The organism is Gardnerella sp. DNF00983 (assembly GCF_049244265.1).
Classification (GTDB): domain Bacteria; phylum Actinomycetota; class Actinomycetes; order Actinomycetales; family Bifidobacteriaceae; genus Bifidobacterium; species Bifidobacterium vaginale_J.
Map to the genome: position 1 here is coordinate 245328 of NZ_CP058392.1, position 24025 is coordinate 269352.

Sequence of the window (24025 nt, forward strand, 5' to 3'; positions counted from 1 at the left end):
TTATTTTTGCTTTGTGCGTTGTAATTTGTTTTTGCTTTGTTTTTTGTAATTTCTTTATTGCAATTTGTTTTTTGCATTTCTTTTATTTCAATTTTTTATAAAAATCGCATATTTTACATATTATTTTCACATTTTCATTGAATTTATGCTTGTTATTAGGGTGCTATTGCTATGGTAGTAGCGAAGAAACACGTAAAAAACATGTCTGGAGGACTCGTGGGACAGATTATCGTACGTGTATTAGTTGGATTAGTGTCGGCTGCTACTGCTTTCACTATGAATGTCGTTGCGCCGCAAAAATCTTCATCGGTTGAACATATGCGTACTAATGTGCATGCAAATGTGCATTCTAATGTGCATACCAAAAATGTCATTATGCCTATTATTCAATCGCATTCTGGCACTGTGTATCAGAGCTCGTTTGTCGATAATGAGTATGGTGCACACTGGAGCGATGGCGATGGTACTTCGGCTTTTATCGATGGAAATGATGATGTGTTTGTCAATAACGCTAAGGCGGTTATTGATGTTTCTGAGCATCAAAAAGAAATTGATTGGGATGCTGTAAAAGCTTCTGGAGTAGATGGTGCGATTATTCGTATTAGCTATGGCTGGGATAATGGATATGACAAGCAAGCTTTGCGCAATATTAGCGAATGCAAGCGTCTTGGTATTCCATTTGGCATTTACATGTATTCTTATGCTGAAAAAGCTGAAGATGGTGCTGCTGAAGGTGCAGACATTGTAAATCTTTTAAGGGGTGCTGGAGTAAGCCCTCAAGATCTAACGTATCCTGTTTATTACGATTTGGAAAGGTGGAGCTGGAGTGGTCATAAACCACCAACATCCCCATACGTTTACCAGGATATTGTTGCTTCATGGTGGAATCAGTTAGTTTCTGCAGGCTACAATAAGCTCGGCGTTTACTCTTATGCAAATTATTTGAGAGGACCATTAAATTCTCAGTATATTCACGAACGTACAAGCTGGGTTGCTAGCTACGGTTCTCGCGTAGGATTCCCTATTTCTACAGCGTTGCGCGGATGGCAGTACACTTCCGACGGCAGCGTTGACGGAATTGATGGTCGCGTTGATTTGAACGCATTCGGCATGGCTGATGGCGGCGAAATTAACGGTGTATCTGAGTTTGGTAACGTTATTACTAGTGTTAATCCTTCTGGAGAAACGCGCAACTATGGTAGCTGGACTGTAAAGAGTTCTGGTCGTCGTGAAACATGGACTAATGGAGACAAGAAGTTTGTGCTCCAGTACGAGCTTCGCGATTCATATTATGCTCATGGCGGTCCTGGTCGTCTTGGTGCTCCTGTTGCGCAAGAGGAGAATATAGGTGGCGGCTGGTGGCGTCAGCGTTGCCAGAATGGTGATGTTTGGACGCATGGTAAGGATAAGAAGTTTGTGATTCAGTTTGAGCTTCGTGATTCTTACTATGATCATGGTGGTGTTGGTCGTCTTGGTGCTCCTGTTGCTGAAGAGGAGAATATAGGTGGCGGCTGGTGGCGTCAGCGTTGCCAGAATGGTGATGTTTGGACGCATGGTAAGGATAAGAAGTTTGTGATTCAGTTTGAGCTTCGTGATTCTTACTATGATCATGGTGGTGTTGGTCGTCTTGGTGCTCCTGTTGCTGAAGAGGAGAACATGGGTGGCGGCTGGTGGCGTCAGCGTTGCCAGAATGGTGATGTTTGGACGCATGGTAAGGATAAGAAGTTTGTGATTCAGTTTGAGCTTCGCGATTCTTACTATGATCATCGTGGCGCCGGTTGGCTTGGTGCTCCTGTTGCTGAAGAGGAGAACATGGGTGACGGCTGGTGGCGTCAGCGTTGCCAGAATGGTGATGTTTGGACGCATGGCACAGACAAGAAGTTCGTTATCATGTTCAATCTTCGCAAGGATTATTATGCGCGCGGTGACTTTAAGAAGGTCGGCGCACCTGTAGAAGACGAGCATAATGATGGCAATGGCTTATGGCATCAAAAGTGCCAGAAGGATGTTCTAGAAGCCCACTGATAGCATTTGGCTCCATGCAATAAAAGCATCTGGATTCGTGTATTGTATTTCATTCGCAGCTTCTGTGTGATTTGCAAATACAAGCAAGAATCCTAATACTATCGTTAATGTAGTGCATGCAACGATTAGAGTTTGAGTAGACATTTGGTTCCTATTCAATTCGATATTGTTGCATGCATTTTCTTTATCTAATTGCAACTGCGCATCTTGATTAGCTGAGCAATTTCTTCTAGCAAAACCAATAGATGCAATAATCATAAGAATTATTATTGAATCGCAATAATAACGGTAAAGGCTGCCGCCTAAGCAGTAGTTTACGTAGATTAACATAATCGAGAATGTTATTCCGCTTAAGCACATTATGTATTCGATTTTTTGCATGTACTTGCGTCTTATTAAGAAAATGCCCCAAATAAGTGGTATTGATAGCAGACCAAATGTCATGTGATTAAAGAAACTATTTCCATAATCCGAAATGTTTGAGCTGGTTATTGTAATATATGGGAATTCCGTATCTATGCTTGGTGGCTTTATAAAGAAGTTTATTAACAAGTCTTTGATTTTTAGAGGGTCAAAGGCTATACGATTAAATCGCAAGTCAAAATTTGTTAATTGTTCTTCGTTACCAAAGTTAAAGAATGAACCAAAACGCAAGTAGTTATATGCTAAGATTCCGGCAAACCCAGCTATTGCAGGAGTTAGGAAGCTTATTGCGGCGCCAGCTCTATTGATTATGCTTCTAGAGTTGTTAAATAGTAGTGCAATAAACAGTGGGGCTATAAAAGCAACTGTTGAAATGCAAGAATTTGGTCTACAACCGCATTGCAAAGCTAAGCTTAATCCAGCTAAAGCAAATAATGCGTACTGAGCAAATTTAGTCTTAAGTCTTACGGCTTTCAGTGATGCGTAAACAAATAATGTTCCGAAAAATATAGCGCTTACCATAGGAATGTAGTAAATCGATGCAGATGCTTGCAGATAAAAAACAAGGCACCCAAATGGTAAGGCTGCTCCTATAAGCAGCATTGAGCAGTAGTTTATTCGTATTTCAAAGAATGTTATTATTTCTTTCCACAATGCAAATAATGCTGGTATTGTAATTGCTGCAAATAATGTTGTGACCATTATTGCGCTCGGCATCCAAGCTGGGAACAAAGCGTTAAACGGCAAATAAGTTAAAATAAACGGTACTATTCCAAAGTAGCAATAATATTTGCCATTATGCAGCACAACATCCCATATTGCAGGAGTTCCCTCGCGCACTAATTGCATTCTTTTGCCAATGCTAAATGGGTTTGTTGAATGCAATAAGCCATTTGGTGGGTCTTGTAGCAAAGATAGTGATCCTTGTTTCCAGGCTTTTAACTGCTCTGTATATGGGTTTCCGTCTATAAAATCGTATTTATCGTAAGAGAGTGGGACGCGTATTCGATTATAAGTGTTTAATCGGAGCCAAATATACAGTGAGAATCCGGTTACTATTGCGCACAAAGCCCAAAAAATTATGGTTTGAGCTCGATCTCCTTGAGTATAGGCTATTTTGTGCCATTTTTTCTTACGTATAGTTATAATCGCGGATCCAAAAACGAATAATATAGCCCATTTCGCATAGCCTATGTGCAACTTGTATTTTGGATTAATTGTTATATTTTTAACAACGATTCCGTTTGGCGTTTCATTAAAGTGTAATTTTATTTTGTTTAGTTTTCCGTGACTTTCTAAACGTACTTTAGTTGTATTGAATTTTCCTGTTGTTATTTTAAATCTGCTAGCTAAAGCGTATCCAGGAGCTACACCAAAGTCTTCTAATTCTACGCTTCCAGTTACGTAATAAACTGGTTTTGTTTGTTGTAGCGAAATCTCTAATGTTTTGCTGTACGTGTTTAAGTTTGTGAATTCTACATCTGCGCCATTTTTAGATATATGTATGCCGTCATTTTTGTATTTTGCATATATTTCATCACGGCTTGCGTTTGTAGAGTCTTCTGCTTGTTCAGTTTTTACTTCTTTTACTGTGTTTAAATTTATGCTTTGTGTTTTAAATCCTAATTCGGATGCTTGAAATAAGTTACTAAAAAACATTAGTGTTATTAGTCCGCTTATAACAAAGCACACCATATACGGAAAATAAGTTTTTAGTTTAGGATTGTTTTTTATGACGGCTCGCACAGGTTACTACTTTCTATTTCTTTTTATGTAATCAAAAAGGTTTACTTGTTCTATAAAACGTTTGCGCTCATTTTTGGCTAAAATCTCAAGAATAATTCCGGAAATAAAGAATAGTAATCCTGCAATAATTAGCATTACAGCACCAATTAGAGTAGGGAAGCGTGTTACTAGGTGTGTGCGCCAAAATTCTATGAATGGAAGCATGCATGCTCCTACTCCGCACAGTGTTATTATTACGCCAAGTGTTCCAAAGAAAGGCATTGGTTTGTATTCGCGAATCATGTGGAAAATAGTTGAAAGCACTCGAATACCGTCTCCAACTGTGTCTAGCTTGCTAACTGATCCTTCTGGGCGGTCTCGATACTGAATCGGCATTTCGTACAGTTTTATATTGTTGTTAAGCGAATGAATTGTCATTTCTGTTTCAACTTCAAATCCGCGCGAAAGTACAGGATAAGTCTTTACGAATGAAAAAGAAAAAGCGCGGTAGCCTGTCATAATATCAGTTACTTTTGCGTGGAAAAGCGTGTTGATTGCGCCTCTAACTAAACGATTGCCAAAATTGTGGAATGGTCTCTTGTTTTCTTGAAAATATGTTGAACTTAAACGGTCTCCAATAACCATGTCATATCCGTCAACAATTTTTTCAACCATAGCTGGTGCCGCTTCAGCAGGATATGTGTCGTCGCCGTCTGCCATTACGTAAACATCTGCGTCTATGTCTTGGAACATTGCACGAATCACATTGCCTTTGCCTTGTCTTGGCTCTTTACGAACCACAGCACCTGCTTCTTTGGCTATTTTTGCAGTATTGTCCGTTGAGTTGTTGTCGTACACGTATATTGTTGCTTCTGGCAATGCAGTTTTGAAGTCTTGTACAACTTTTTTAATAGTAATTTCTTCGTTGTAGCATGGTATAAGCACTGCGACGGAAGTCATAATGTATCCCCTCATAACGGTAAATGGCGTGTGCTTTGGGTTTTTAAACAACCTTTTTAATTACTGGCACATCAATGTTATTTTACTCATTGTTGTGGATTGTGCGCTTGTTTACAAAAGTTGCATGCTGTGCTGCGTGTACAAACTAATAATATTCCGTTGTGCATGTTTTAAACTTTGTAACATTATTTTACGGTGAGGGAACGCGATACAGTGAATAGTAGCAAATTGTAAACAGTAGTACTCGTTGTAAAAGAAAGGGCCTCTAAATCATGGTAGGTTCTAAAGTTTTAACATTAACCATGTTCTTATCATCGTTTATTTGTATGGCAATATTTCTTTACCTACCAGGATTTTTAGTTTTAAAAAGTCTTCGCAAAAGCAAAATGGTGAGCCTATTTTTTGCGCCTGCTATTACATTGGCTTTTTATGGCATCTACGAGATTTTACTAAGTAAAGCAAGTGTTTACGGATCTTGGATCACAATAGTCTTGCCAATTACTTTTGTGTGCTTGTTATCTTATGTTGTGCCTATTCTTCTGCGCAAATGGCCATTAAAAAAAGATTCAGAAAGCAATAACAATAATGTACAAGCGGATGCTGCAGATCAAGCTGTAGAGCTTGCAAATAAATCTGCAATGGATTCAAATGGAAATATTGTAAATCGTGCATTGCGCTCAAAGTGGGCAATTGCATGGCTGTATGTAGCAGTAAGCGCGGTAATTGTTTTTATTATTTTTCTTATAGAAATTGGCGGATTGTCTACATATTCACAGCTTTACGATAACGCTTGGCATATGAGTATTATTCGTAAATTCCTAACTGTTGGAGACTACTCAACTCTTAATTCGGGGAACATCATTGCAACAGTTGGCTCAAAGTTCTATCCAACAGGTTGGCATTCGCTAATGGCATTAACGGCGTCTGCTACTGGAGCTTCAATACCTGTAGTAATCAATGCGGGAATTGTGCTGATTCTTACTGTTGTGTACCCAACTTCTATGTTTATGCTTGCTAACGCGCTTTTTGCAAAGCACAAGCGATTTGTTTTAGCGATGTCTTTAACTCCTTTGCTTTTTGCCATTTTCCCATGGCGATTCTTAGTATTTGGATCTTTGTATTCCAATCTTTTATCTTTTGCTATTTTGCCTTTAGCAATCGTTTTATGCATAAAATTATTGCAACCAGAAGATTCTTTGCGAAATCGCTTAGAAACATTTGCATTTTTGTTTGTTGTTTTAGTTGGAATAGCAGTTACACAGCCTAACTCAGTGTTTACAATGGGCGTACTTGTTGCGCCATATATGTTCTATTGTGTTCCGCAATATATTGCTCAATTTGTGCAAAACAAAAAGCAGCGCACATTGTATTCGGGTATTGCGATTGTGTTGCTATTTGTTGCAATTGTTGCTGTGTGGTTTGGATTGTATAAAGCGTCGTTTATGCAGCGCACTGTTACATGGCAATGGCCTGCTATTGAGCGCAAAATTCAATCTGGTATTGATGTTTTATTTGTTGGATTCCACAATGCTGAACCGCAAATTTTCTTAGGATTGCTTGTTATTGTTGGAATTATTTACACAATATTTCATCGTGAGTTTTTGTGGATTAGCTGCGCGTACGCAATCATGTGCGTTTTGTATATGCTTGCTGCTGCAAGCGATGGGCGCGCAAAGGCGATTCTAACTGGATTCTGGTATCACGATTCCTACCGTCTAGGAGCTTCTGCCGTATTCTTTGGCGCTGCTTTAGCTGCATTGGGTATGTGCGTATGCTTTGACGTTATACGCAAAATTAGCGACGGTGTGCTTGCGGATTATTCTCAAAACAATAATCGCAAGATTTTAGCTGTGGTACTTTCGTGCGCATTATTGTTTATAAACTATTTCCCAACCTACTATCTTTCTGGTAGAGATGGCAAAGTTATTACTGCGTTTGGTGCAATAGTACGTGATGTTCGTTTTTGGAATCGCGTAGAAAAACCTAAGAGCTATGATGCAAAAGAATCTGCTTTTGTAAAGAAAGTTTTGAAGATTGTTCCTAAAGGTTCGTTAGTTCTTAACCAGCCGTATGACGGCAGCATATACGCTTGGGGTGTTGACGGCTTAAACGTGTACTACAAGGCGTGGGAAGGCAACTGGATGGGTGCTCCTACAGAAGATAACATGCTTATTTCTGCTCGCCTTAACCGTATTAACAAAGATTCTAAAGTATGCGCTGCTGTAAAGCGCGCAAAGTCTAGTTATTTGTTGATATTAGATAGAAGTGACTATAAAGTTGATGAATCCGATTCCAACTATATGAAGTCAATGTATGCAAGCTACGAGATTAAAAAGTGGAAGGGCATTGACAAAGTCAATGATAAAACTCCAGGTTTTAAGTCTATTCTTGCGCAAGGCAATATGCGATTGTACAAGATTACAGCTGATTGTAGCGAGTAATCTTTTAATCTAAAATGCATAAATGGCTATGCGGCAGATTTGGCACTTAACTTGCAAACTGCTGCATAGCTTAATTTGCATAGCGGAGTAACAGCAATCTTATAAAGCACAAAGCTTATTGCAAGCAAAATAACGTACGATATTACAATAAGCAATGCGTTGCAAGCTACCTCGTATGGCATAGAGCGATTTGCCAGAGGCGTGTGGAATACGGCGTGCCAAAGCAAAGGTTTTATTAAAAAGTTCTCGTGAATTAAATAAACTCCAAATGTAGCAGGAGATACTTTGGCTACGATTGTGCCGAATTTAGAATATGTAACTGTAGTTCTGTTAAAGCGTTGTGCACAATACAAAAACCATGTGGCTCCAACGATTACAGAAAGCAGGGGGGATGCTCCTGGGCCTGCAATAAAAAGATTGCCAGGGTAATTAAGCACTCTTGTAAGAATAAATCCTTGTTGAACAGCGCAAGTGCCAATAACGCACAATGCGTAGCATAGTAATGTGACAGCGCAAGCCGTTAATACGCTTATATTAGCAAGATGATTTTCGTATTTGCGAATAAACGCGCCAATCATGTAAATCGAAAGCAAATACGCTACATCGTTAAAGTATGGAATTTGAGGATTAGCAAACTTCCACAGCAGTGTTATTACAATAACAATCGCTATAAGCCCAATTGCCTGCTTTTGGTTTAAAGCATTAAAAACAATATTTACGTAGGGCGCAATCAGCATAAGAACAAAGAAAGCAGTAATAAACCAATAATTGTTAAAAATGATTGGGAAAAGCGATCCAACTACGTTGCGAGTGGAAAGATAACCGCATAATTCTTTAGGCAACATTGCGCGCATTAATCGCGATAATATCGCGTAAACAGCTACGCCTAATACTGAGTAGAAGAATACTTGCGTCCACAATTTTGCCAGTCGGCCAGTTTGCTTAGAAAGCATTCGTGAAAAATCGTTATTGCTCAAAAAGTATGCAGAAATAAGCACAAAAAGAGTAACGCCAATTTGGCCGCTCATAATAAGTGACTCATGGGCTGCAAAGCGCAAAGAAGTGTGGGGAAGCGTAACGCTTTTACCATCTGCGGCAAAAAAATGCGTAGCAACAATAAGCAACATTGCAATAATTCGAAGCCATTCAAAACGCCAATCGCGCATCGGTGCGGCTGCAGCTGTTTTTTGCTGGTTCATAATAATCCTCATAATTCTGTGCGCAGTAAAGCAGGTTAAACAAATAGTATCTAACTGATAAAATATATATCTTGTGAAAAACATTGTAGATAAGTTGCGCGAAAGATACCACTATTCGTGGGTGGTTCTTAAAGAATTAGTAAAAACAGACTTTAAGTTGCGCTACCAAGGTTCCTTCTTGGGCGTTGCGTGGTCGGTTTTGCGCCCACTCATGCTGTTTTGCGTAATGTATGCAGTGTTTGCAAAGTTTTTGCGAATGTCGGATGGCACGCCAACCTATCCAGTTGTGCTTTTGCTTGGCATTAGCGCATGGCAGTTCTTTGGCGAGGCCACTTCGATTGGTTTGCGCGCGGTGGTAGACCGTGGAGATTTGCTGCGTAAAATCCATTTTCCTAACTACATTGTGGTGGTTTCGGCAACTGTTGGGGCGTTAATAAGTTTTGCAATAAATCTTGTTGTTGTTATTATTTTTGCAATATGCTCGGGTGTGCAATTTACATGGTGGCTGCTGCTAGTGCCGCTTAATTGTATTCAACTTTACATGCTTGCGCTAGGAATAACACTGCTTCTTTCTACAATGTATGTGTATTTTAGAGATATTGCACATTTGTGGGATGTTGTTCAACAAGTGCTGTTTTACTCAATGCCAATTATTTACCCTCTAAGCATGGTGATTGGCAATAACTCTTTAGGAAGATGGGGAACGGTTATTGCAAAAGTGCAGTTACTTAACCCTATTGCACAATGTATTCAAGATTTGCGCCACAATCTTGTAGCTCCTTTAACTCAGCCTACTGTTTGGAATCTTGTTGGGTCTCCGCTATTAATGATGGTTCCAGTAGTGCTAACTGTACTTTTGTGCGTACTTGGCGTATACACGTTCCGCAAGTACAATCGTAAGTTTGCTGAGGTGATGTAATGAGCGAAACCAATTTAGAAAATACTAAAGCAGTGCAAGATATTCAAGAAGATATTCAAGAAGACGATTCTCGCCCAGTTGTGCTTTCTGTTGATCATGTTGGAAAATATTTTAAACTACCAACCGAGCAGGCAAGTGGCTTAAAACAAGCGTTTATTAATTGGACGCGCGGAATTAAAGGATACAAAGAACAGCATGTTCTGCGCGATATTAATTTTACAGTGCGCAAAGGCGACTTCTTTGGCATAGTTGGCCGCAATGGAAGTGGAAAGTCCACTTTGCTTAAGCTTATTTCTGGAATTTACGTTCCAGACTCCGGTAAAATTCGTGTAAATGGTAAATTAGTGCCATTTATTGAGTTGGGCGTTGGGTTTAATCCAGAGCTTACTGGTCGCGAAAACGTGTTTTTAAATGGAGCACTATTAGGTTTTACGCGCTCGCAAATAGAAAACATGTATGACGATATAGTGCATTTTGCAGAACTTGAAGAGTTTATGGATCAAAAGCTTAAAAACTACTCTTCTGGTATGCAAGTGCGTCTTGCATTTTCAGTTGCAATTCAAGCTCAGGGAGATATTCTAGTACTTGACGAAGTTCTTGCAGTGGGAGATGAAGCTTTTCAACGAAAATGCGATGAATATTTTGCAAAAGTCAAAAAAGATGCTAACAAAACAGTTATCCTTGTTACGCACGATATGAACGCAGTAAAGCGTTATTGCAATAAAGCGGTTCTTATTAAAGATGGCGAAGTGATTGTTAACGGAGACAAAGACGATGTTGCAAATCGTTACACTCTAGAAAATCTTTCTAGCCAAAATGGCGGAGAAAGTGAAGATAGTTATGCTGTTGGCTTGAATGAGCGAGTGCCATTTATGCGCATTGTGCCTTTGAGTAAGCAGTTGCTTAATTGTAAAGAAAAATTCCGTTTTGCTGTTGAATACGAGTTCAACGAACCTGGAAAATATTTTATAGCTGTAGCAATGCACGACATAAAACGTGGAGGAATCACGTATGATTCTGGAGCAGATAAAATTGAGCTCGAAGGAACAGGAAGACAAAAAGTTGAATTTGAAGTGCCTCTTAAAATTTTAAATAATGGCGAATTTAAGCTGGTTGCCTCTCTTCGTACTAGAAGCAAAACTGAGCCTGGATTAACAGATATGGTTGCGTTTACTAACGACAGTAATTCGTGCATGTTTGCTGTAAGGGATAATCAAAATAAAGATTATGCACTGCTTAATGACAATGCAATGACTTTTACTTGCTTAAAGCATTGTAAATGTTAGCTTTATTTGTAGTTAGCTTACACGTGTTTAACAAAGACTTATAACAAAAACAAGCTAAAATTAAGGGTGTTTTGGTAATGAATTTCTTTAATCTAGATGTTAATGCAAAAGCTTATATAGAATCCTTAAGCGAGCGTCAACGCAGGCTTATTGTGGGCGCTATAAACTATCATTCACTAACTGCACCGTCTAGAACTTTGCAATATCAAGTTTACATGGGTCAAAAATGGCAGTATCCGCGATTGACTGATTTTTCAGTTTTTGACGGTGCTTGTACAAAAAACGAAGGATTACAACCAATCGCAACTTTTAGTGCACAATCAACTGTTAAAACTAATAGCGAATACACAAAAGAATTTTGGAATGAAGGCAAGCTATTTAAGGATAATGACGTTAGGTATTTGTTGCTGACACCAGATGACGCAACTGACGATGATGTGATGTCTCACTGGGCTTCTGATACGTTAAAGCAGCACATTTACAAAGAGTGTGAATTACACGCACCTTCTATGTTTGATGTTGTTAGGGAAGTAATGCGCAAAAAAACGCGAGTGTGATTCGAAGAAAGCTGTTGAAGAGTATTGTCCTTGGAATAAAAAGAAGTTTGATTATGTTGCAAATGCTCACCAAAGAGAAATTGCAAAACAAGAAAATTGGGATTTATCAAGTATAAAAGATGCTAAATTGGACTGTATTTCTCCTGCTAAAAGAGTTGAAGGAGCTAAAAAAGCTATTATTATAGGTTTGCATTGGTTGCAAGCTGGTGGTGCAGAAAGATGGGCTGTAGAAACAATAAAACTTGCCAAAAAAGCTGGTTTTGTGCCAATTGTTATCACAGATAGAGACGGTCATCAGCCGTGGATTACAAAAGATTTCTGTGATGATGCACTTGTGTTACCGCTTACTCCACCAATTAGAGAATATTGGGCGGATGTTCCGCTCTTAAGATCTTTGTTTGAGCAATTTGACATTAAAGCAATAGCAATACACCATTGCCAATGGCTTTACGACCATATTTGGTGGGTTAAACAATTCTTCCCAGAAACACATATTATTGATTCGTTGCATATTGTTGAATACATAAATTGTGGAGGATATCCGCACGAAGCTGTAACGCACGATAAGTGGATTGATTTGCACCATGTTATTTCTCCACAACTTGAAAATTGGTTACATAATGTGCATGGTATTGAATCTTCCAAAATTATTGACGCTCCACTTATTGGTCTTACTGCTGGAATTGGAAACGATTGCGTATCGCCGAGAAAAAATAAAAATGTTCTGAATGTTGCTTTTGTTGGAAGAATTGCAAGACAAAAACGTCCAGAAGCGTTTGTTCTTGTTGCAAAAGCTTTAAACAAAAAATATCCAGGAAAATTCCACTTTATTTTGCATGGAGATGGCGAATTAGACACATTTGTTTCAGGACTTATATCTAGGTATGGTCTTGAAAACGTTATTGAGCGCAGATCTATGAAAATTTCAGCTCAAAAAACGTATGATGATGCGGACGTACTACTTATTAGCTCTGTAAACGAGGGTATTACGCTTACAACTATTGAAGCGCTTTCTAATGGAGTTCCAGTAATTTCATCGGATGTTGGATCGCAAAAAACTGTTATAGCAAAAAGTGCGTTATTGCCAAGAATGACTTCTAGTTTTGTTAAAGCGTCTGTAAAGGAATTGTTTAAGATTATGGAGAATGATTCATATCGTTCATTATTGTTAAAAGAAGAAGTTGAAAAATTGCGCAATTTTGCAAAACTCGAATCTGCAGAAACGTTATTTACTAAGTTATTTGAAGAATGGAGCAAGTAATGTCAAATGCTCAAGTAGTGGATGCTAATAAATCAAAAGATAGCGTTAATGTTGCGGCTGTTGTAGTAACTTTTAACAGGTTAGAGAAACTAAAAACCGTATTGGCATCATTAGAATCTCAAACGCGACTTCCAAATCAACTAATCATTGTCAACAATGCTTCAACTGATGGCACAGATAAATATTTGCAAGAGTACACTCGCGATTTTGCGAATGGTCATTTGGGGAATCGAGTAAATCTTACTGTTGTAAATTTGCCAGAAAACGTTGGCGGTGCAGGCGGATTTAGTGCTGGTATGCGTAAAGGCTACGAGCTTGGCGCAGATTTCGTGTGGATTTTTGACGACGATGGCTACCCTCAGCCACAAGCTTTGGAAAAGCTTCTAGATGGATTTAATGCTGCCGTAGGTGAGCTTGGTGCGGATGTTCCGTATGCTTGCTCAATGGTTAAGTTTGTTGATGGATCAATATGCGAAATGAACAATCCAGTACCAACGTGGGATTGGGGAAGGCTTATTGCTAAAGGATTTAACAATCTCGTTATGGTTACAAGCTGTTCGTTTGTGTCGGTGCTTATTCCTCGTTGGGTTATAGAAAAGTACGGATTGCCATTTAAAGAATACTTTATTTGGTTCGATGATGCCGAATATACACTTCGCATTACGCGTGTATGCCCGGGTGTGCAGGTTCTCGATAGTGTAATTATGCATGACATGGGAGCAAACAAGGGTGTGAACTTTACAATGATTGACAAAAAGAATGCTTGGAAATTCGCATACGGCGTGCGTAATCAAGCATCTTACCGTTTGCATCACGAAGGTAAAGCAAAATACTTGCTTTTCTGCGCAAATGTAGTTCGTCAAATGCGAAGAGGACATGTTGAGAGAAAGTTGCGCCGCAAAATGATTGGTCAAATGCTAAAAGCAATTAGATTTAATCCAAAAGTTGATTTTCCTAAAAGTAAGTAGCGCAACAAGCGAAATGCTAGGTTAATAACTGGAATAGCTTAATAACGGGAATATATAAAGCATAATTTCAAAATAGACGTATCTTATAAAGGAATAAAATGTACGAAAAAGCAAAATCAGCAACTTATCCAGATTTAGTAGTTGTTGGAGCAGGATTGTTCGGCTTAACTGTAGCTCAGCAAGCAGTGGAACATACTGGCGCTCGCGTTGAAATTATTGACGTTCGAAATCACATTGGCGGCAATGCTTACTCGTATTTCGACGAGCGAACGGGAATCGAAATTCACAAGTACGGCGCGCACCTTTTCCACACAAGCAACAAGCGCGTATGGGATTATGTTAATCGTTTTACATCGTTTACTAACTACGTGCATCGCGTGTACGCAACTCACGACGGCGAAGTTTACCCGTTGCCAATCAACTTGGGTACAATTAACCAGTTCTTCCATGCGCACTACACGCCGGAAGAAGCGAAGGCTTTGATTGCGAGCCAAGCAGGGGAGTTTGCTGGCAAAGATCCGCAAAATTTGAACGATAAGGGCATTAGTTTAATTGGGCGACCTTTGTATGAAGCGTTTATTAAAAACTACACAGCAAAGCAGTGGCAAACGGATCCTTCCGAGCTTCCTGCAGGAATTATTAAGCGCTTGCCTGTGCGATTTAACTACAATAATCGCTACTTTAAAGACACTTGGGAAGGCTTGCCTACGGACGGCTACACTGCTTGGATGCAGCGCATGATTGACGATCCGCGTATTCACGTTTCGCTTGGCGTGGACTTTTTCGACGAGTCGCAGCCGTTTAATAAGCGCGCGTTGGCTGAGGCTGGAGTGCCGGTTGTTTATACCGGTCCGGTTGATAGGTATTTTGACTACGCGCTCGGCGAGTTGAAGTGGCGCACTGTGGACTTTAAGGAAGTGCGTTACGAGGAGAACGACCACTTCGGCTGCCCAGTTATGAACTATTCGGATGCTGATGTGCCATTTACGCGCGCGATTGAGTTTAAGAACTTTAATCCGGAGCGCGAGGAAGTTGGCGGAGAGGCTAGTGGTGATGCTGATTTTGAGCCAGGAAAGAGTGTGAAAGCTGGGGAAACTGTAGTGTGGCAGGAGTATTCTCGCGCTGCAACTCGCGACGATGAGCCTTACTATCCTGTGAATACTGATGCAGATAAAGCCTTGTACGCGCGCTATGCGGAGCTTGCTGCAGCTGAGCCTCGCACGGTTTTCGGCGGTCGCTTGGGAACTTACAGCTATTACGACATGCACAACGTAATTGACATGGCTTTGCGCGCTTACGAATCGCAAGTAGCGCCGCTGCTTAAGTAGGCTCAACTTTCGTCGCTGTAAAATTTCTGCCGTTTTTTCGCTCGTAGCCGACCTTTTCTTTACAGTTGCGTAAAGTTTCTGCCGTTTTTTCGCGCGCAAGCGACCTTTATTTTACGCGACTGTAAAGTTTCTGCCGCTATTTCGCGCGTAGCCGACCTTTTCTTTACAGTCGCGTAAAGTTTCTGCCGTTTCGGCGTGTCAACGCGCGTATTAATTTGCAATATCTCAAATTCGTGGTATTCTATTTAAGTTGTTTGCTTATCAAGCGATTTGGTTGTTAAGTTAACATTTGGAGAATTCGCCTAGTGGTCTATGGCGCACGCTTGGAAAGCGTGTTGGTGTAACAGCCTCACGAGTTCGAATCTCGTATTCTCCGCGCCTAGGGTTTCTAGCCAATCGCTAGAAGCCCTTTTTTCATGCCGAAAACCCGATTGCTGCTTACCTTACCTCCGCTTACCCGACGCTCGCGCATGTTACGCTCTAATCACTCATGCAGGTCGTCGAGCGCAATTTTGTCACGCAATTTTGTCACGCAAATTCAGTGCCCTAATTCAGCATAATGCTGCTCAACTTGCGCTTTAATAGGCTTCCATAAATCAGCGTGAGAGTCGTACCACGATATTGTTTCTTGCAAGTCTTGCTTCAAATTGTTGTGCTTAGGCTCCCATTTTAATTGCGTTCGAATTTTCGTAGTATCTAGTGCGTAACGCCTATCTTCGCCTATTCTTGGATTTACATACGTTATATTTGTTTCTGGCACGCCCATTATTTGCATCAAAATCCGCAAAATATTTATGTTGTTAATTTCACAGTTGGCACCAATATTATATGTTTCACCAATTGTTCCACGCGTTAGAACGTGCCATATTGCGTCGCAATTATCTTCAACGTGGATCCAATCGCGTATCGAATCTCCTACGCCGTACAATTTTGCTGGCATATTGCACATAATGTTTGTAATTTGACGAGGAATAAACTTTTCAATATGCTGTCGTGGTCCGTAATTATTGCTGCTATTCGAAATAGTTGCGCGCAAACCGTAAGTCCTACACCATGCTTTTATCAACAGGTCGCCTGCAGCTTTGCTTGCAGAATATGGACTAGACGGACAATATGGGCTTGACTCGTCAAATTTAAGCACGCTGTCAATAGGAAAATCTCCGTAAACTTCATCGGTACTTACTTGATGGAAACGAATATTATATTTGTGTGCAAATTTAATGAGTGTATGCGTTCCTAAAATATTTGTGCTTATAAATGGGTCAGAAAACTCGATTGCATTATCGTTGTGTGATTCTGCAGCAAAATTTACGATTGCGTCGATAGCAGGAAGTGTTGTTCCTTCTGCCGTTTTAACTGGATTATGCGGATCTAATAGCTGATCAACTATATTTTCGTCTCGAATATCTCCGCGAATAAAAGCGTACCGGTTGTTTGCAAAATCTTGAGGTAAGTCGTAAAGATTTGCCATATTCCCAGCGTAAGTAAGCAAATCAAGTACCGTAACAGCAACCATTGTATGATGTTTAGCTATGTAATGCACAAAATTAGAGCCAATAAAGCCTGCGCCGCCAGTAACTAAGATGTTGTGTGGTTGAAAAGTATTACTGCTTGATGCGTAGTTGTGCATGTTACCGCCTTCATATGGCTAGTGCGTCGATTTTGTTGTTTAATACGCGCATTTTGAATTGTAATTTTTTAATACTATACATTTCTCTCGTGTGCGCAAGTAGAGTATGTTTCTCTAAAGTGTTGTTTATAAGCAAATTAGTTGAGTAGATGTGCAATAATTACTGCATGTTTGCTTGTTTTGGGGATGCGAGGTGAATCTAATAATGGTTAAGTTTTCTTGGCGTAGCAGTGCGCGTGATTTGGATTCATCAAATATTGGTGCTACTGGTGCATCTTCAACAAAAAAGCAACAATCTTCAAAATTGCAATCAACAGGTTCAAAGACTTTTGACACATCAAAAGCTGCAGCAAAAGCAATCGAAGGCACTCCAAATAAACCTAATCCAGCGTTAAATCATTCTACAAACGCTATTCTTGTAGGAATATTTTTAACTCTTTTAGGTGGTGCATTTTGGGGTGCAAACGCAACGGTTTCAAAAATATTGATGTCAACGTACAAAATAACTCCTTTGCAAATCGCTTGCGTTCGTCAAATTGCTGCTGGCATATTATTTGTAATTACTGCTGCAGCTTGCACTCCTAAGCAGTTAAGTGGTGCTGTGAAAACTGGTCGTACTTGGATTTCAATGGCTATTACGGGAATTGTGTGCGTTCTTCTTACGCAAGTTTCGTATTTATGTACTATTGATTGGACTAATTCTGGCACTGCTACTGTGCTTCAAAGCCTTAACTTACTGTTTGTTTTGGTTTATGTGTGTTTACACACTCGCCGCGTGCCAACTATGCGCGAAACTATTGGAGTTGTGCTAGCTTTTGCAGGAACTGCTTTAATGGCTACAGGTGGTAATCTTTCTTCACTATCTTTGCCTGTTATGGGTTTGCTTTGGGGTCTTGCAGATGCTGCATCTACGGCGGCGCTTGCTATTATGCCTGTGAAATTGATTGCAAAATGGGGAAATCTGACTGTTAATGGCATTACGTTTATTATTTCGGGTCTGATTATGCTCCCGTTTGTGCGACCGTGGGAAACGATGCCTGCATTAGATTTGCGCGCTATGCTGCTTTTTACTTTTACTGTTATTGCTGGAACTTTTGGAGCATATTGGCTGTTCTTAGAGGGCATTATGCGAGTCGGTTCAGTTCGTGGAACTTTGCTTGGAGCTAGCGAGCCTGTTACTGCTGCAATTACTGCTGTTATGTTTACTGGAGCCGTTTTTTCGTGGGCAGATTTTGTGGGATTCGGACTTATTTTCGTAATGATGATTTTGCTCTGCAAGCGTAGTGCTTAATGATTTTAAAGTAACGAGCTAAAATAAAACGCCTGTTGTGTCGTACGAGGCGCACAAGCTGCTAAAATAGGAAACGACTATGTCGCGCAACACCAGTTTGCAAACGGGAAGGCAATTATGTCAATAATTCTTGAAGGCAATCCAAAAAAGCAGATGATGTTAGTTACGGGTCGCGCATACCCAGAACTTGCTAATGAAACTGCACAGTATCTTGGTATTGATGTGCTTGAGACTACTGCCTACGATTTTGCGAATGGCGAAATGTATGTGCGCTTTACTCAGCCTGTTCGTGGTTCAGATGTGTTTGTGCTTCAAGCGCACACGAGTCCTATTAACAATTGGATTATGGAACAGCTGCTTATGGTCGATTCTTTGCGACGTGCATCTGCTCGCAGTATTAACGTGGTTGCGCCGTTCTTTGGATATTCTCGCCAAGATAAGAAGCATCAGGGACGTGAGCCTATTACTGCTCGCTTAATGTTTGACTTATTCCGCGCTGCTGGTGCCACGCGCATTTTGACTGTTGACATGCACGCAACTCAGGAACAGGGCTTCTTTGACGGACCTGTTGACCACTTGACTGCTATGCCTGTGCTTATTGATTATGTGCGAAACTCTATGAAACTCGACAACGCAACTATCGTGTCTCCTGATGCTGGACGTATCAAGGTTTCTGAGCAATGGGCTGCAAAACTCGGAGATTTACCTCTTGCTTTTATTCATAAAACGCGCGATATTACGCGTCCTAACCATGCTGAAGCTCACGGAATTATCGGTGAGATTAAAGGACGCGATTGCATTGTTGTAGACGATATGATCGATACTGCTGGCACTATTTGTGAAGCTGTACGCACTTTGCGTGAGGCTGGAGCAAAATCTGTTACTTTGGTTGCAACGCATGCTTTGCTTTCCGGTCCTGCTGTTGAGCGTTTGAAAGCTGCTGGCGCTCGCGAAATCATTGTGACGGATACGGTTCCTGTGCCTGAAGAGAAGCGTCTGGATAATATGACGGTTCTTTCGATTGCGCCGCTTCTTGCTGCTGGCATTCGTTCCGTGTTCCGCTCTGGATCGCTTGTGTCGCTTCGTAACGCACTTCCGGAAGATATGAAGCAGCATAATATTTACGCATAAAAACGTATAAAAGCGCATAAAAACGCATGATATGTAAAATTAAAACAAATAACCGCATAATTCGCGTTAACGCATAAACTTTATGCATTAACAACGGGTTCAAAACGGCAGGAGGCAAATATGGTCGCCAATAACACAACAGCAGTTGCAGAAAATAATGAATCGCAAGAAGCGTTGCAATCTGATGCTTCCAGAGCGATTATTACAGTCGTTGGCTGCGATACCGTTGGTATTATCGCGAAAGTTACTTCGCATGCTGCCGAGCATAATGTAAATATTTTGAATATTTCTCAAACAATTGTCGATGGATTCTTCAACATGATGATGATTGTTGACGTATCTACTGTTGATTGCGAATTTGGCGACTTCGCTGCAGGATTAGAAACGCTAGGAAATGAAATTGGTGTGCGTATTCGTTGCCAGCGCAGCAATATTTTTACTGCAATGCACAGAATCTAAAACTCGTAGCAATCTAAAGCAATCTAAGTAAACGTAAGGAAGTATACAATGCTCAACCTGATGGAAGTAAGCGAAACTAATTCGATGATTGAGCAAGAACAGCTCGACGTTCGCACAATCACCATGGGAATTAACCTACTAGATTGCGCTTGCGAAAACTTGCAGGACGTTTGTAACAAAGTTGAGGAAAAAATCACACGTCTTGCGAAGGATTTAGTAAAAACCGGTAACGATATTTCGCGTGACTACGGAATTCCGATTGTAAACAAGCGAATTACTGTAACTCCGATTTCGCTTATTGGAGCGTCATCTTGTAAAAAGCCTGAAGATTTTGTGCAAATTGCGCACGCATTAGACAGAGCAGCACACACTGTTGGAGTTGATTTAATTGGCGGATATTCTGCGCTTCCTGCAAAGTCGATGACTGCAGCAGACCGCATGCTTATCGAGTCGCTTCCACAAGCCTTAAGTGAGACGGAAATTGTGTGCTCTTCCGTAAACGTTGGCTCAACGCGAACCGGTATAGACATGGATTGCGTAGAGCTGCTCGGACGCACGATTAAAAAGATTGCTGAAGCTACAGCTGAAAACGATTCTTACGGTTGCGTTAAATTCGTGGCTTTTTGCAATGCTCCGGACGACAATCCGTTCATGGCAGGCGGCTTCCATGGTGTAACTGAAGGCGATGCTGTGATTAATGTTGGCGTGTCTGGTCCTGGCGTTGTTTCGAGTGCACTTGATGCTGCTAAAGGAAAAGACTTTGCTTTTCTGTGCGAAACTATTAAGCGCACTGCGTTTAAGATTACTCGCGTAGGTCAGTTGGTTGCACAAGAGGCTTCTCGTAGGCTTGGTGTGCCGTTTGGAATTATAGACTTGTCGCTTGCTCCAACTCCTGCAGTTGGCGATTCTGTTGGTGAAGTACTTGAGAAAATCGGTTTGGATCAAGTTGGTGCTCCTGGCACAACTGCAGCGCTCGCTATGTTGAACGATCAAGTTAAGAAGGGCGGCATTATGGCAAGTAGCTATGTTGGCGGTCTTTCTGGAGCGTTTATACCTGTTTCGGAAGATGCAAATATGATTGCTGCTGCGAAGTCTGGCTGCTTGACTATTGAAAAGCTTGAGGCAATGACTTGCGTTTGCTCAGTCGGTCTTGACATGATTGCGATTCCTGGAAATACTTCCGCTGCGACGATTTCTGGCATGATTGCGGATGAATCTGCAATCGGCATGATTAATCAAAAAACTACCGCTGTGCGAATTATTCCAGTAATTGGAAAAGGTGTAGGCGAAATGGCGAACTTCGGTGGATTAATGGGATACGCGCCGATTATGCCAGTAAACCAAACAAGCTGCGAAGCTTTCGTAACTCGTGGTGGGCGCATTCCTGCTCCAGTGCACAGCTTCAAGAATTAGCGTGCGCTTTGACCGAGCTTGAAATCCTGTTGATTTCAAGCTCACTCAAAGCGCTGCGCGAGCGTCACCGTTTTTTCGTTACTGGTGCAGTCGTCAGCGCAAATGCCGGAGAACATGCGCGCAATTGGGGACTTACACCCCACATAAGTCCACAAAAACGAGCGCAGCGTTTCGGCAGGTCGTCGTACGCATAAATCCTACTGCACATTAATGATCACTGGCTCGCTGTGAAGCCCTTGTACTCGTTTATGCTCAATGCGCAAAACGTAAGTTCCGCGATTCACTTTCGGCAAATCCTCATCAGCGGTGCAGCCTTTGCCGGAAGTGGAATTAGTGTTCCAAGTAATTTTCTTCTCAAAATGGTCGCCTTTTGCCATAAGAAGAGGTCTCAAAGTCATATCGCATACGTCTGAACGCCATACTGCGTGTGATAAGTAGTCAACGCTCTTACTGGCGTCTTTAAAGTCTTTGTTGTCTTTGTTATTTTTCTTTTTATTATCTTTAGTTGCTTGCTTACCTTGCGTAACTTCTTCACTACTATTAACAGTTAGAACAGCATTCATATCCGATGCGTCAATAAGGCAAGAAGAGTTTCCTTCGTACATAAATCGTTCTGTCAACTCAACGCTACCGCCCATAGGAACAGTTTGTGACTTAGTAGAAAGCTCAAGACGAATATCTTTATCAGTGCAATGAGGTGTTAATCCAACAGGACGAGGGTCTGGCACTGGTTGACGAACAATAGTAACTTCATGACCGGCAATCGCTTTACCAATAGCGGCAATACCCTTGCTCAAGCTAATAACACAAAATATTGCCAACATAAGCAAAAGCAAAAAAGCAATACCGACAACAATCCTGCGGCGACGATACATTCTTCGTTTTGCTGCGTTCATGTTACGTACGGGTTTGCGCATCGGGTTGCTAACCGATGTTTCGCCCGCATTGCGATGCGGCTTACGTGGTGACGTAGTTGGCATTGACATACTTACCATTGTAATACATAAGTCGATGAGATGAACTGTACTCACTACACAAGGTAGACTCTCATACAAAGTAATTAAGCTGTTAATTAAAGAGTTACAAAAGCAGCGTAATGAGTTAGTTACTTAAGGTAATGCTAAAGTGCCATCTGGCAATATAGTGATAAGACTGTCATGATCGAGCGAAGCAATGCATTCGTCAAGTTGTGTTTGATTCGACCATAAATTGTTGATCTCGCAACGTTGCAATACCTGCTGTTTTTTATGTGCTTCACGCAATGCCTGCAAAATAATGCCGCGCACTTGCCGATTAGTGGCGGCAAAATGCTGCTGGGGGCGGGTATGGCGGCCAAGACCTGGAAATCCAGCAGCTTTGAAACGGCACCATGTTTGCAAAGGGCATGCAGTGCATTGCGGAGATCGTGCTGTGCAAATGGTAGCACCAATTTCCATAATTGCCTGATTCCAAACGGATGAAGTGCAGGTAGTGTTGGTGGTGTTAGTAGCGTTAGCAGTGGCAGCAGTAACATGATTATCTTCTGGCAATACTGCGGCAGCAAGCTCGCGGTCAGATTGCGTTGTGCTGCCACCATGCGATTCAGTTCCAGTAAAAGCGCGCATAAGTACGCGGCGAATATTTGTATCAATCACCGCAATGTGCTTGCCATAAGCAAAGCTGAGTATTGCACTTGCTGTGTAATCGCCTACACCTGGCAAGGCAATAAGTTCTTCATAGGTGCATGGCAGCTTATTGCGATATCTTGTTGCTACAACTTGAGCACAAGATTGTAAACGTAACGCGCGTCGAGGGTAGCCGAGGCGACCCCAAGCTGTAATAATTTCAGCACTCGTAGCGTGAGCTAGTGATTGTGCATCTGGCCAAGTTTGCATCCAAGTGAGCCAATAGGGTACAACGCGGCTCATTTGCGTTTGCTGGCTCATTACTTCACATACAAGCACACCCCAAGGGGTAGTGCGCCCAAACCTCCAAGGCAAATCGCGTGCGCAACTATGCCAAAAAAGTGCAACATTATCGCGCGTAAGTGTTGCCAATTCGCGCAATGGCTGAGAAGTTTCTTCGGGGAGATGTTCTTCGGGGAGAGATTGTGAATCTTGTTGCATGCTTAATTATGTAAACGTCGTATACTTTCGTGATTACTTTCCGCCGGCGAAACCGAGCTGCCTCCACGCTTCATACACTGCAATAGAAGCGCAATTTGTAAGATTCAAACTACGCAGCGACGGGCGCATAGGAAGACGCACTTGCTCTGCCACGTGTGGACCAGCCATAACATCCATTGGATCAGGAATATCTCCTGGCTCTGGTCCAAAAAGCAGAATATCGTTCGGCTTATATTCAATTTCAGTGTAAAGTTTCGTAGCATTCGCAGTAAATGCAATAATTCGCGAATTTGGCATTGACTCAACTAAATTCTCAAAATTCGGGTGCAAAACAACGTGAGCCATATCGTGATAATCCAATCCTGCGCGACGTAATTTAGTATCGTGCAAATTAAAACCAAGCGGCTCAACCAAATGCAAAATAGTGCCAGTTACAGCGCAAAGTCGAATTGCGGAACCTGTATTTCCTGGAATACGAGGGGAGTAGAAGCAAAGATGAGGGGTGTGCGTTTCTGCGCGCGCTGCGTCGTCGGCGCTGAGCATTGCGTCCATAACGCTAATTGGATTTCCATGAGCGTCGGTTACAAGCTCGTCTGGGCCGTAATTTGATTTGCGGTATCCGTACTCGTACATTTGCTCTACGCGGCTTGCTGCTGCTTTGTGTGCTTCGGTTTGCTTTTCGGTTTTGGCTGCTGCTTCTTGCGTATTCTCGCTGTTATTCATGCTATTCCTTAGCTTTTTAAGTATCTTTACGTAACTTCGTAATCGTAACGTATTTAGTTTACTCGCAACTTGCACATTACTATTGCGAGCGTTCGTTATTGGTGGGGAAAAGTCCGGAGTTTTTGGTAGAGTAGACAGACTGTGTAAGGTGTGTCATATAGCGGGCATGCTCATGGAACCG

The 24025-nt window shown here is 41.4% G+C and carries 19 protein-coding genes and 1 tRNA gene; 13 read left to right on the forward strand and 7 right to left on the reverse strand.

Going from position 1 to position 24025, the window contains the following annotated elements:
• Nucleotides 1-171: 171 nt before the first annotated feature.
• Nucleotides 172-2025 (forward strand): GH25 family lysozyme, encoded by a 1854-nt coding sequence (locus HXT34_RS00920; RefSeq protein ID WP_421785013.1) that lies wholly within the window; start codon nucleotides 172-174, stop codon nucleotides 2023-2025.
• Here the strand turns inward: HXT34_RS00920 and HXT34_RS00925 are convergent.
• Together HXT34_RS00925 and HXT34_RS00930 are read right to left on the reverse strand one after the other, a co-directional pair.
• A complete protein-coding gene (locus HXT34_RS00925) occupies nucleotides 2011-4107 on the reverse strand; it encodes a hypothetical protein (protein ID WP_421785014.1) in 2097 nt (698 codons plus the stop codon). The two genes, HXT34_RS00920 and HXT34_RS00925, sit on opposite strands and share 15 nt — an antisense overlap.
• A gap of 93 nt (nucleotides 4108-4200) precedes the next feature.
• The gene (locus tag HXT34_RS00930) at nucleotides 4201-5133 is read right to left on the reverse strand and encodes a glycosyltransferase family 2 protein (protein WP_415683663.1); all 933 of its coding nucleotides are present in this window, start codon (nucleotides 5131-5133) and stop codon (nucleotides 4201-4203) included.
• A gap of 272 nt (nucleotides 5134-5405) precedes the next feature.
• Here HXT34_RS00930 and HXT34_RS00935 point away from each other — a divergent pair, with 272 nt between their 5' ends.
• The gene (locus HXT34_RS00935; protein WP_421785017.1) at nucleotides 5406-7574 is read left to right on the forward strand and encodes a DUF6541 family protein; all 2169 of its coding nucleotides are present in this window, start codon (nucleotides 5406-5408) and stop codon (nucleotides 7572-7574) included.
• Between the two features lie 26 nt (nucleotides 7575-7600).
• On the opposite strand, the gene HXT34_RS00940 is transcribed toward HXT34_RS00935, so the two are convergent.
• Entirely contained in the window at nucleotides 7601-8773 is a 1173-nt protein-coding gene (locus HXT34_RS00940; RefSeq protein ID WP_415683667.1) for an acyltransferase family protein, read from the reverse strand.
• Nucleotides 8774-8846: 73 nt separating this feature from the next.
• Between HXT34_RS00940 and HXT34_RS00945 the strand changes: the two genes are divergently transcribed.
• The 7 genes from HXT34_RS00945 to HXT34_RS00975 all read left to right on the forward strand — a co-directional run bounded on the left by HXT34_RS00945 (nucleotide 8847) and on the right by HXT34_RS00975 (nucleotide 15468).
• Nucleotides 8847-9692, forward strand: coding sequence for an ABC transporter permease (locus HXT34_RS00945; protein ID WP_421785019.1), 846 nt, complete (start codon nucleotides 8847-8849; stop codon nucleotides 9690-9692).
• Entirely contained in the window at nucleotides 9692-10978 is a 1287-nt protein-coding gene (locus HXT34_RS00950) for an ABC transporter ATP-binding protein (RefSeq protein ID WP_421785021.1), read from the forward strand. Before HXT34_RS00945 ends, HXT34_RS00950 begins: the two co-directional genes overlap by 1 nt.
• 77 nt (nucleotides 10979-11055) lie before the next feature.
• Nucleotides 11056-11535 (forward strand): hypothetical protein, encoded by a 480-nt coding sequence (locus tag HXT34_RS00955; protein ID WP_421785023.1) that lies wholly within the window; start codon nucleotides 11056-11058, stop codon nucleotides 11533-11535.
• 127 nt (nucleotides 11536-11662) lie between these two features.
• Nucleotides 11663-12796, forward strand: coding sequence for a glycosyltransferase (locus tag HXT34_RS00960; protein ID WP_421785025.1), 1134 nt, complete (start codon nucleotides 11663-11665; stop codon nucleotides 12794-12796).
• Nucleotides 12796-13764, forward strand: a complete 969-nt coding sequence (locus tag HXT34_RS00965; RefSeq protein WP_421785027.1) for a glycosyltransferase family 2 protein — start codon at nucleotides 12796-12798, stop codon at nucleotides 13762-13764. The genes HXT34_RS00960 and HXT34_RS00965 overlap by 1 nt, the downstream gene beginning before the upstream one ends.
• Before the next feature lie 98 nt (nucleotides 13765-13862).
• Nucleotides 13863-15092, forward strand: a complete 1230-nt coding sequence (glf, locus tag HXT34_RS00970) for a UDP-galactopyranose mutase (RefSeq protein WP_421785029.1) — start codon at nucleotides 13863-13865, stop codon at nucleotides 15090-15092.
• 291 nt (nucleotides 15093-15383) lie between these two features.
• Nucleotides 15384-15468, forward strand: a tRNA-Ser gene (locus HXT34_RS00975).
• A gap of 162 nt (nucleotides 15469-15630) precedes the next feature.
• Here the strand turns inward: HXT34_RS00975 and rfbB are convergent.
• Nucleotides 15631-16722 carry a dTDP-glucose 4,6-dehydratase gene (gene rfbB, locus HXT34_RS00980; RefSeq protein ID WP_421785031.1) on the reverse strand — a complete coding sequence of 364 codons (1092 nt, stop codon included), beginning with the start codon at nucleotides 16720-16722 and terminating at the stop codon, nucleotides 15631-15633.
• Between the two features lie 205 nt (nucleotides 16723-16927).
• On the opposite strand from rfbB, the gene HXT34_RS00985 reads away from it, so the two are divergent.
• The 4 genes from HXT34_RS00985 (at nucleotide 16928) to HXT34_RS01000 (ending at nucleotide 21016) form a co-directional block, all read left to right on the forward strand.
• A complete protein-coding gene (locus HXT34_RS00985; protein ID WP_421785033.1) occupies nucleotides 16928-18013 on the forward strand; it encodes a DMT family transporter in 1086 nt (361 codons plus the stop codon).
• 117 nt (nucleotides 18014-18130) lie between these two features.
• Nucleotides 18131-19144, forward strand: a complete 1014-nt coding sequence (locus tag HXT34_RS00990) for a ribose-phosphate diphosphokinase (protein ID WP_119526122.1) — start codon at nucleotides 18131-18133, stop codon at nucleotides 19142-19144.
• 120 nt (nucleotides 19145-19264) lie between these two features.
• Nucleotides 19265-19603: an ACT domain-containing protein gene (locus HXT34_RS00995; protein ID WP_415687520.1), complete on the forward strand. Its 339-nt coding sequence runs from the start codon at nucleotides 19265-19267 to the stop codon at nucleotides 19601-19603.
• 48 nt (nucleotides 19604-19651) lie between these two features.
• Nucleotides 19652-21016 (forward strand): PFL family protein, encoded by a 1365-nt coding sequence (locus HXT34_RS01000; RefSeq protein ID WP_421785036.1) that lies wholly within the window; start codon nucleotides 19652-19654, stop codon nucleotides 21014-21016.
• Between the two features lie 197 nt (nucleotides 21017-21213).
• Here the strand turns inward: HXT34_RS01000 and HXT34_RS01005 are convergent, their stop codons facing one another.
• From HXT34_RS01005 to HXT34_RS01015, 3 genes are all read right to left on the reverse strand, one after another.
• A complete protein-coding gene (locus tag HXT34_RS01005) occupies nucleotides 21214-21996 on the reverse strand; it encodes a peptide ABC transporter permease (RefSeq protein ID WP_421785038.1) in 783 nt (260 codons plus the stop codon).
• Nucleotides 21997-22125: 129 nt separating this feature from the next.
• Nucleotides 22126-23121: an A/G-specific adenine glycosylase gene (locus tag HXT34_RS01010; RefSeq protein ID WP_415687846.1), complete on the reverse strand. Its 996-nt coding sequence runs from the start codon at nucleotides 23119-23121 to the stop codon at nucleotides 22126-22128.
• A 33-nt stretch (nucleotides 23122-23154) separates the two neighbouring features.
• Nucleotides 23155-23844, reverse strand: a complete 690-nt coding sequence (locus HXT34_RS01015) for a tRNA (cytidine(34)-2'-O)-methyltransferase (protein WP_421785040.1) — start codon at nucleotides 23842-23844, stop codon at nucleotides 23155-23157.
• Between the last annotated feature and the right edge of the window lie 181 nt (nucleotides 23845-24025).

Excerpts from the sequence above, each read along its gene's own strand:
- HXT34_RS00920 (WP_421785013.1), top strand. The coding sequence starts at position 172 with ATGGTAGTAGCGAAGAAACACGTAAAAAACATGTCTGGAGGACTCGTG.
- HXT34_RS00925 (WP_421785014.1), bottom strand. The coding sequence starts at position 4,107 with ATGTTTTTTAGTAACTTATTTCAAGCATCCGAATTAGGATTTAAAACA.
- HXT34_RS00930 (WP_415683663.1), bottom strand. The coding sequence starts at position 5,133 with ATGACTTCCGTCGCAGTGCTTATACCATGCTACAACGAAGAAATTACT.
- HXT34_RS00935 (WP_421785017.1), top strand. The coding sequence starts at position 5,406 with ATGGTAGGTTCTAAAGTTTTAACATTAACCATGTTCTTATCATCGTTT.
- HXT34_RS00940 (WP_415683667.1), bottom strand. The coding sequence starts at position 8,773 with ATGAACCAGCAAAAAACAGCTGCAGCCGCACCGATGCGCGATTGGCGT.
- HXT34_RS00950 (WP_421785021.1), top strand. The coding sequence starts at position 9,692 with ATGAGCGAAACCAATTTAGAAAATACTAAAGCAGTGCAAGATATTCAA.
- HXT34_RS00955 (WP_421785023.1), top strand. The coding sequence starts at position 11,056 with ATGAATTTCTTTAATCTAGATGTTAATGCAAAAGCTTATATAGAATCC.
- HXT34_RS00965 (WP_421785027.1), top strand. The coding sequence starts at position 12,796 with ATGTCAAATGCTCAAGTAGTGGATGCTAATAAATCAAAAGATAGCGTT.
- glf (WP_421785029.1), top strand. The coding sequence starts at position 13,863 with ATGTACGAAAAAGCAAAATCAGCAACTTATCCAGATTTAGTAGTTGTT.
- rfbB (WP_421785031.1), bottom strand. The coding sequence starts at position 16,722 with ATGCACAACTACGCATCAAGCAGTAATACTTTTCAACCACACAACATC.
- HXT34_RS00985 (WP_421785033.1), top strand. The coding sequence starts at position 16,928 with ATGGTTAAGTTTTCTTGGCGTAGCAGTGCGCGTGATTTGGATTCATCA.
- HXT34_RS00990 (WP_119526122.1), top strand. The coding sequence starts at position 18,131 with ATGTCAATAATTCTTGAAGGCAATCCAAAAAAGCAGATGATGTTAGTT.
- HXT34_RS00995 (WP_415687520.1), top strand. The coding sequence starts at position 19,265 with ATGGTCGCCAATAACACAACAGCAGTTGCAGAAAATAATGAATCGCAA.
- HXT34_RS01000 (WP_421785036.1), top strand. The coding sequence starts at position 19,652 with ATGCTCAACCTGATGGAAGTAAGCGAAACTAATTCGATGATTGAGCAA.
- HXT34_RS01005 (WP_421785038.1), bottom strand. The coding sequence starts at position 21,996 with ATGCCAACTACGTCACCACGTAAGCCGCATCGCAATGCGGGCGAAACA.
- HXT34_RS01010 (WP_415687846.1), bottom strand. The coding sequence starts at position 23,121 with ATGCAACAAGATTCACAATCTCTCCCCGAAGAACATCTCCCCGAAGAA.
- HXT34_RS01015 (WP_421785040.1), bottom strand. The coding sequence starts at position 23,844 with ATGAATAACAGCGAGAATACGCAAGAAGCAGCAGCCAAAACCGAAAAG.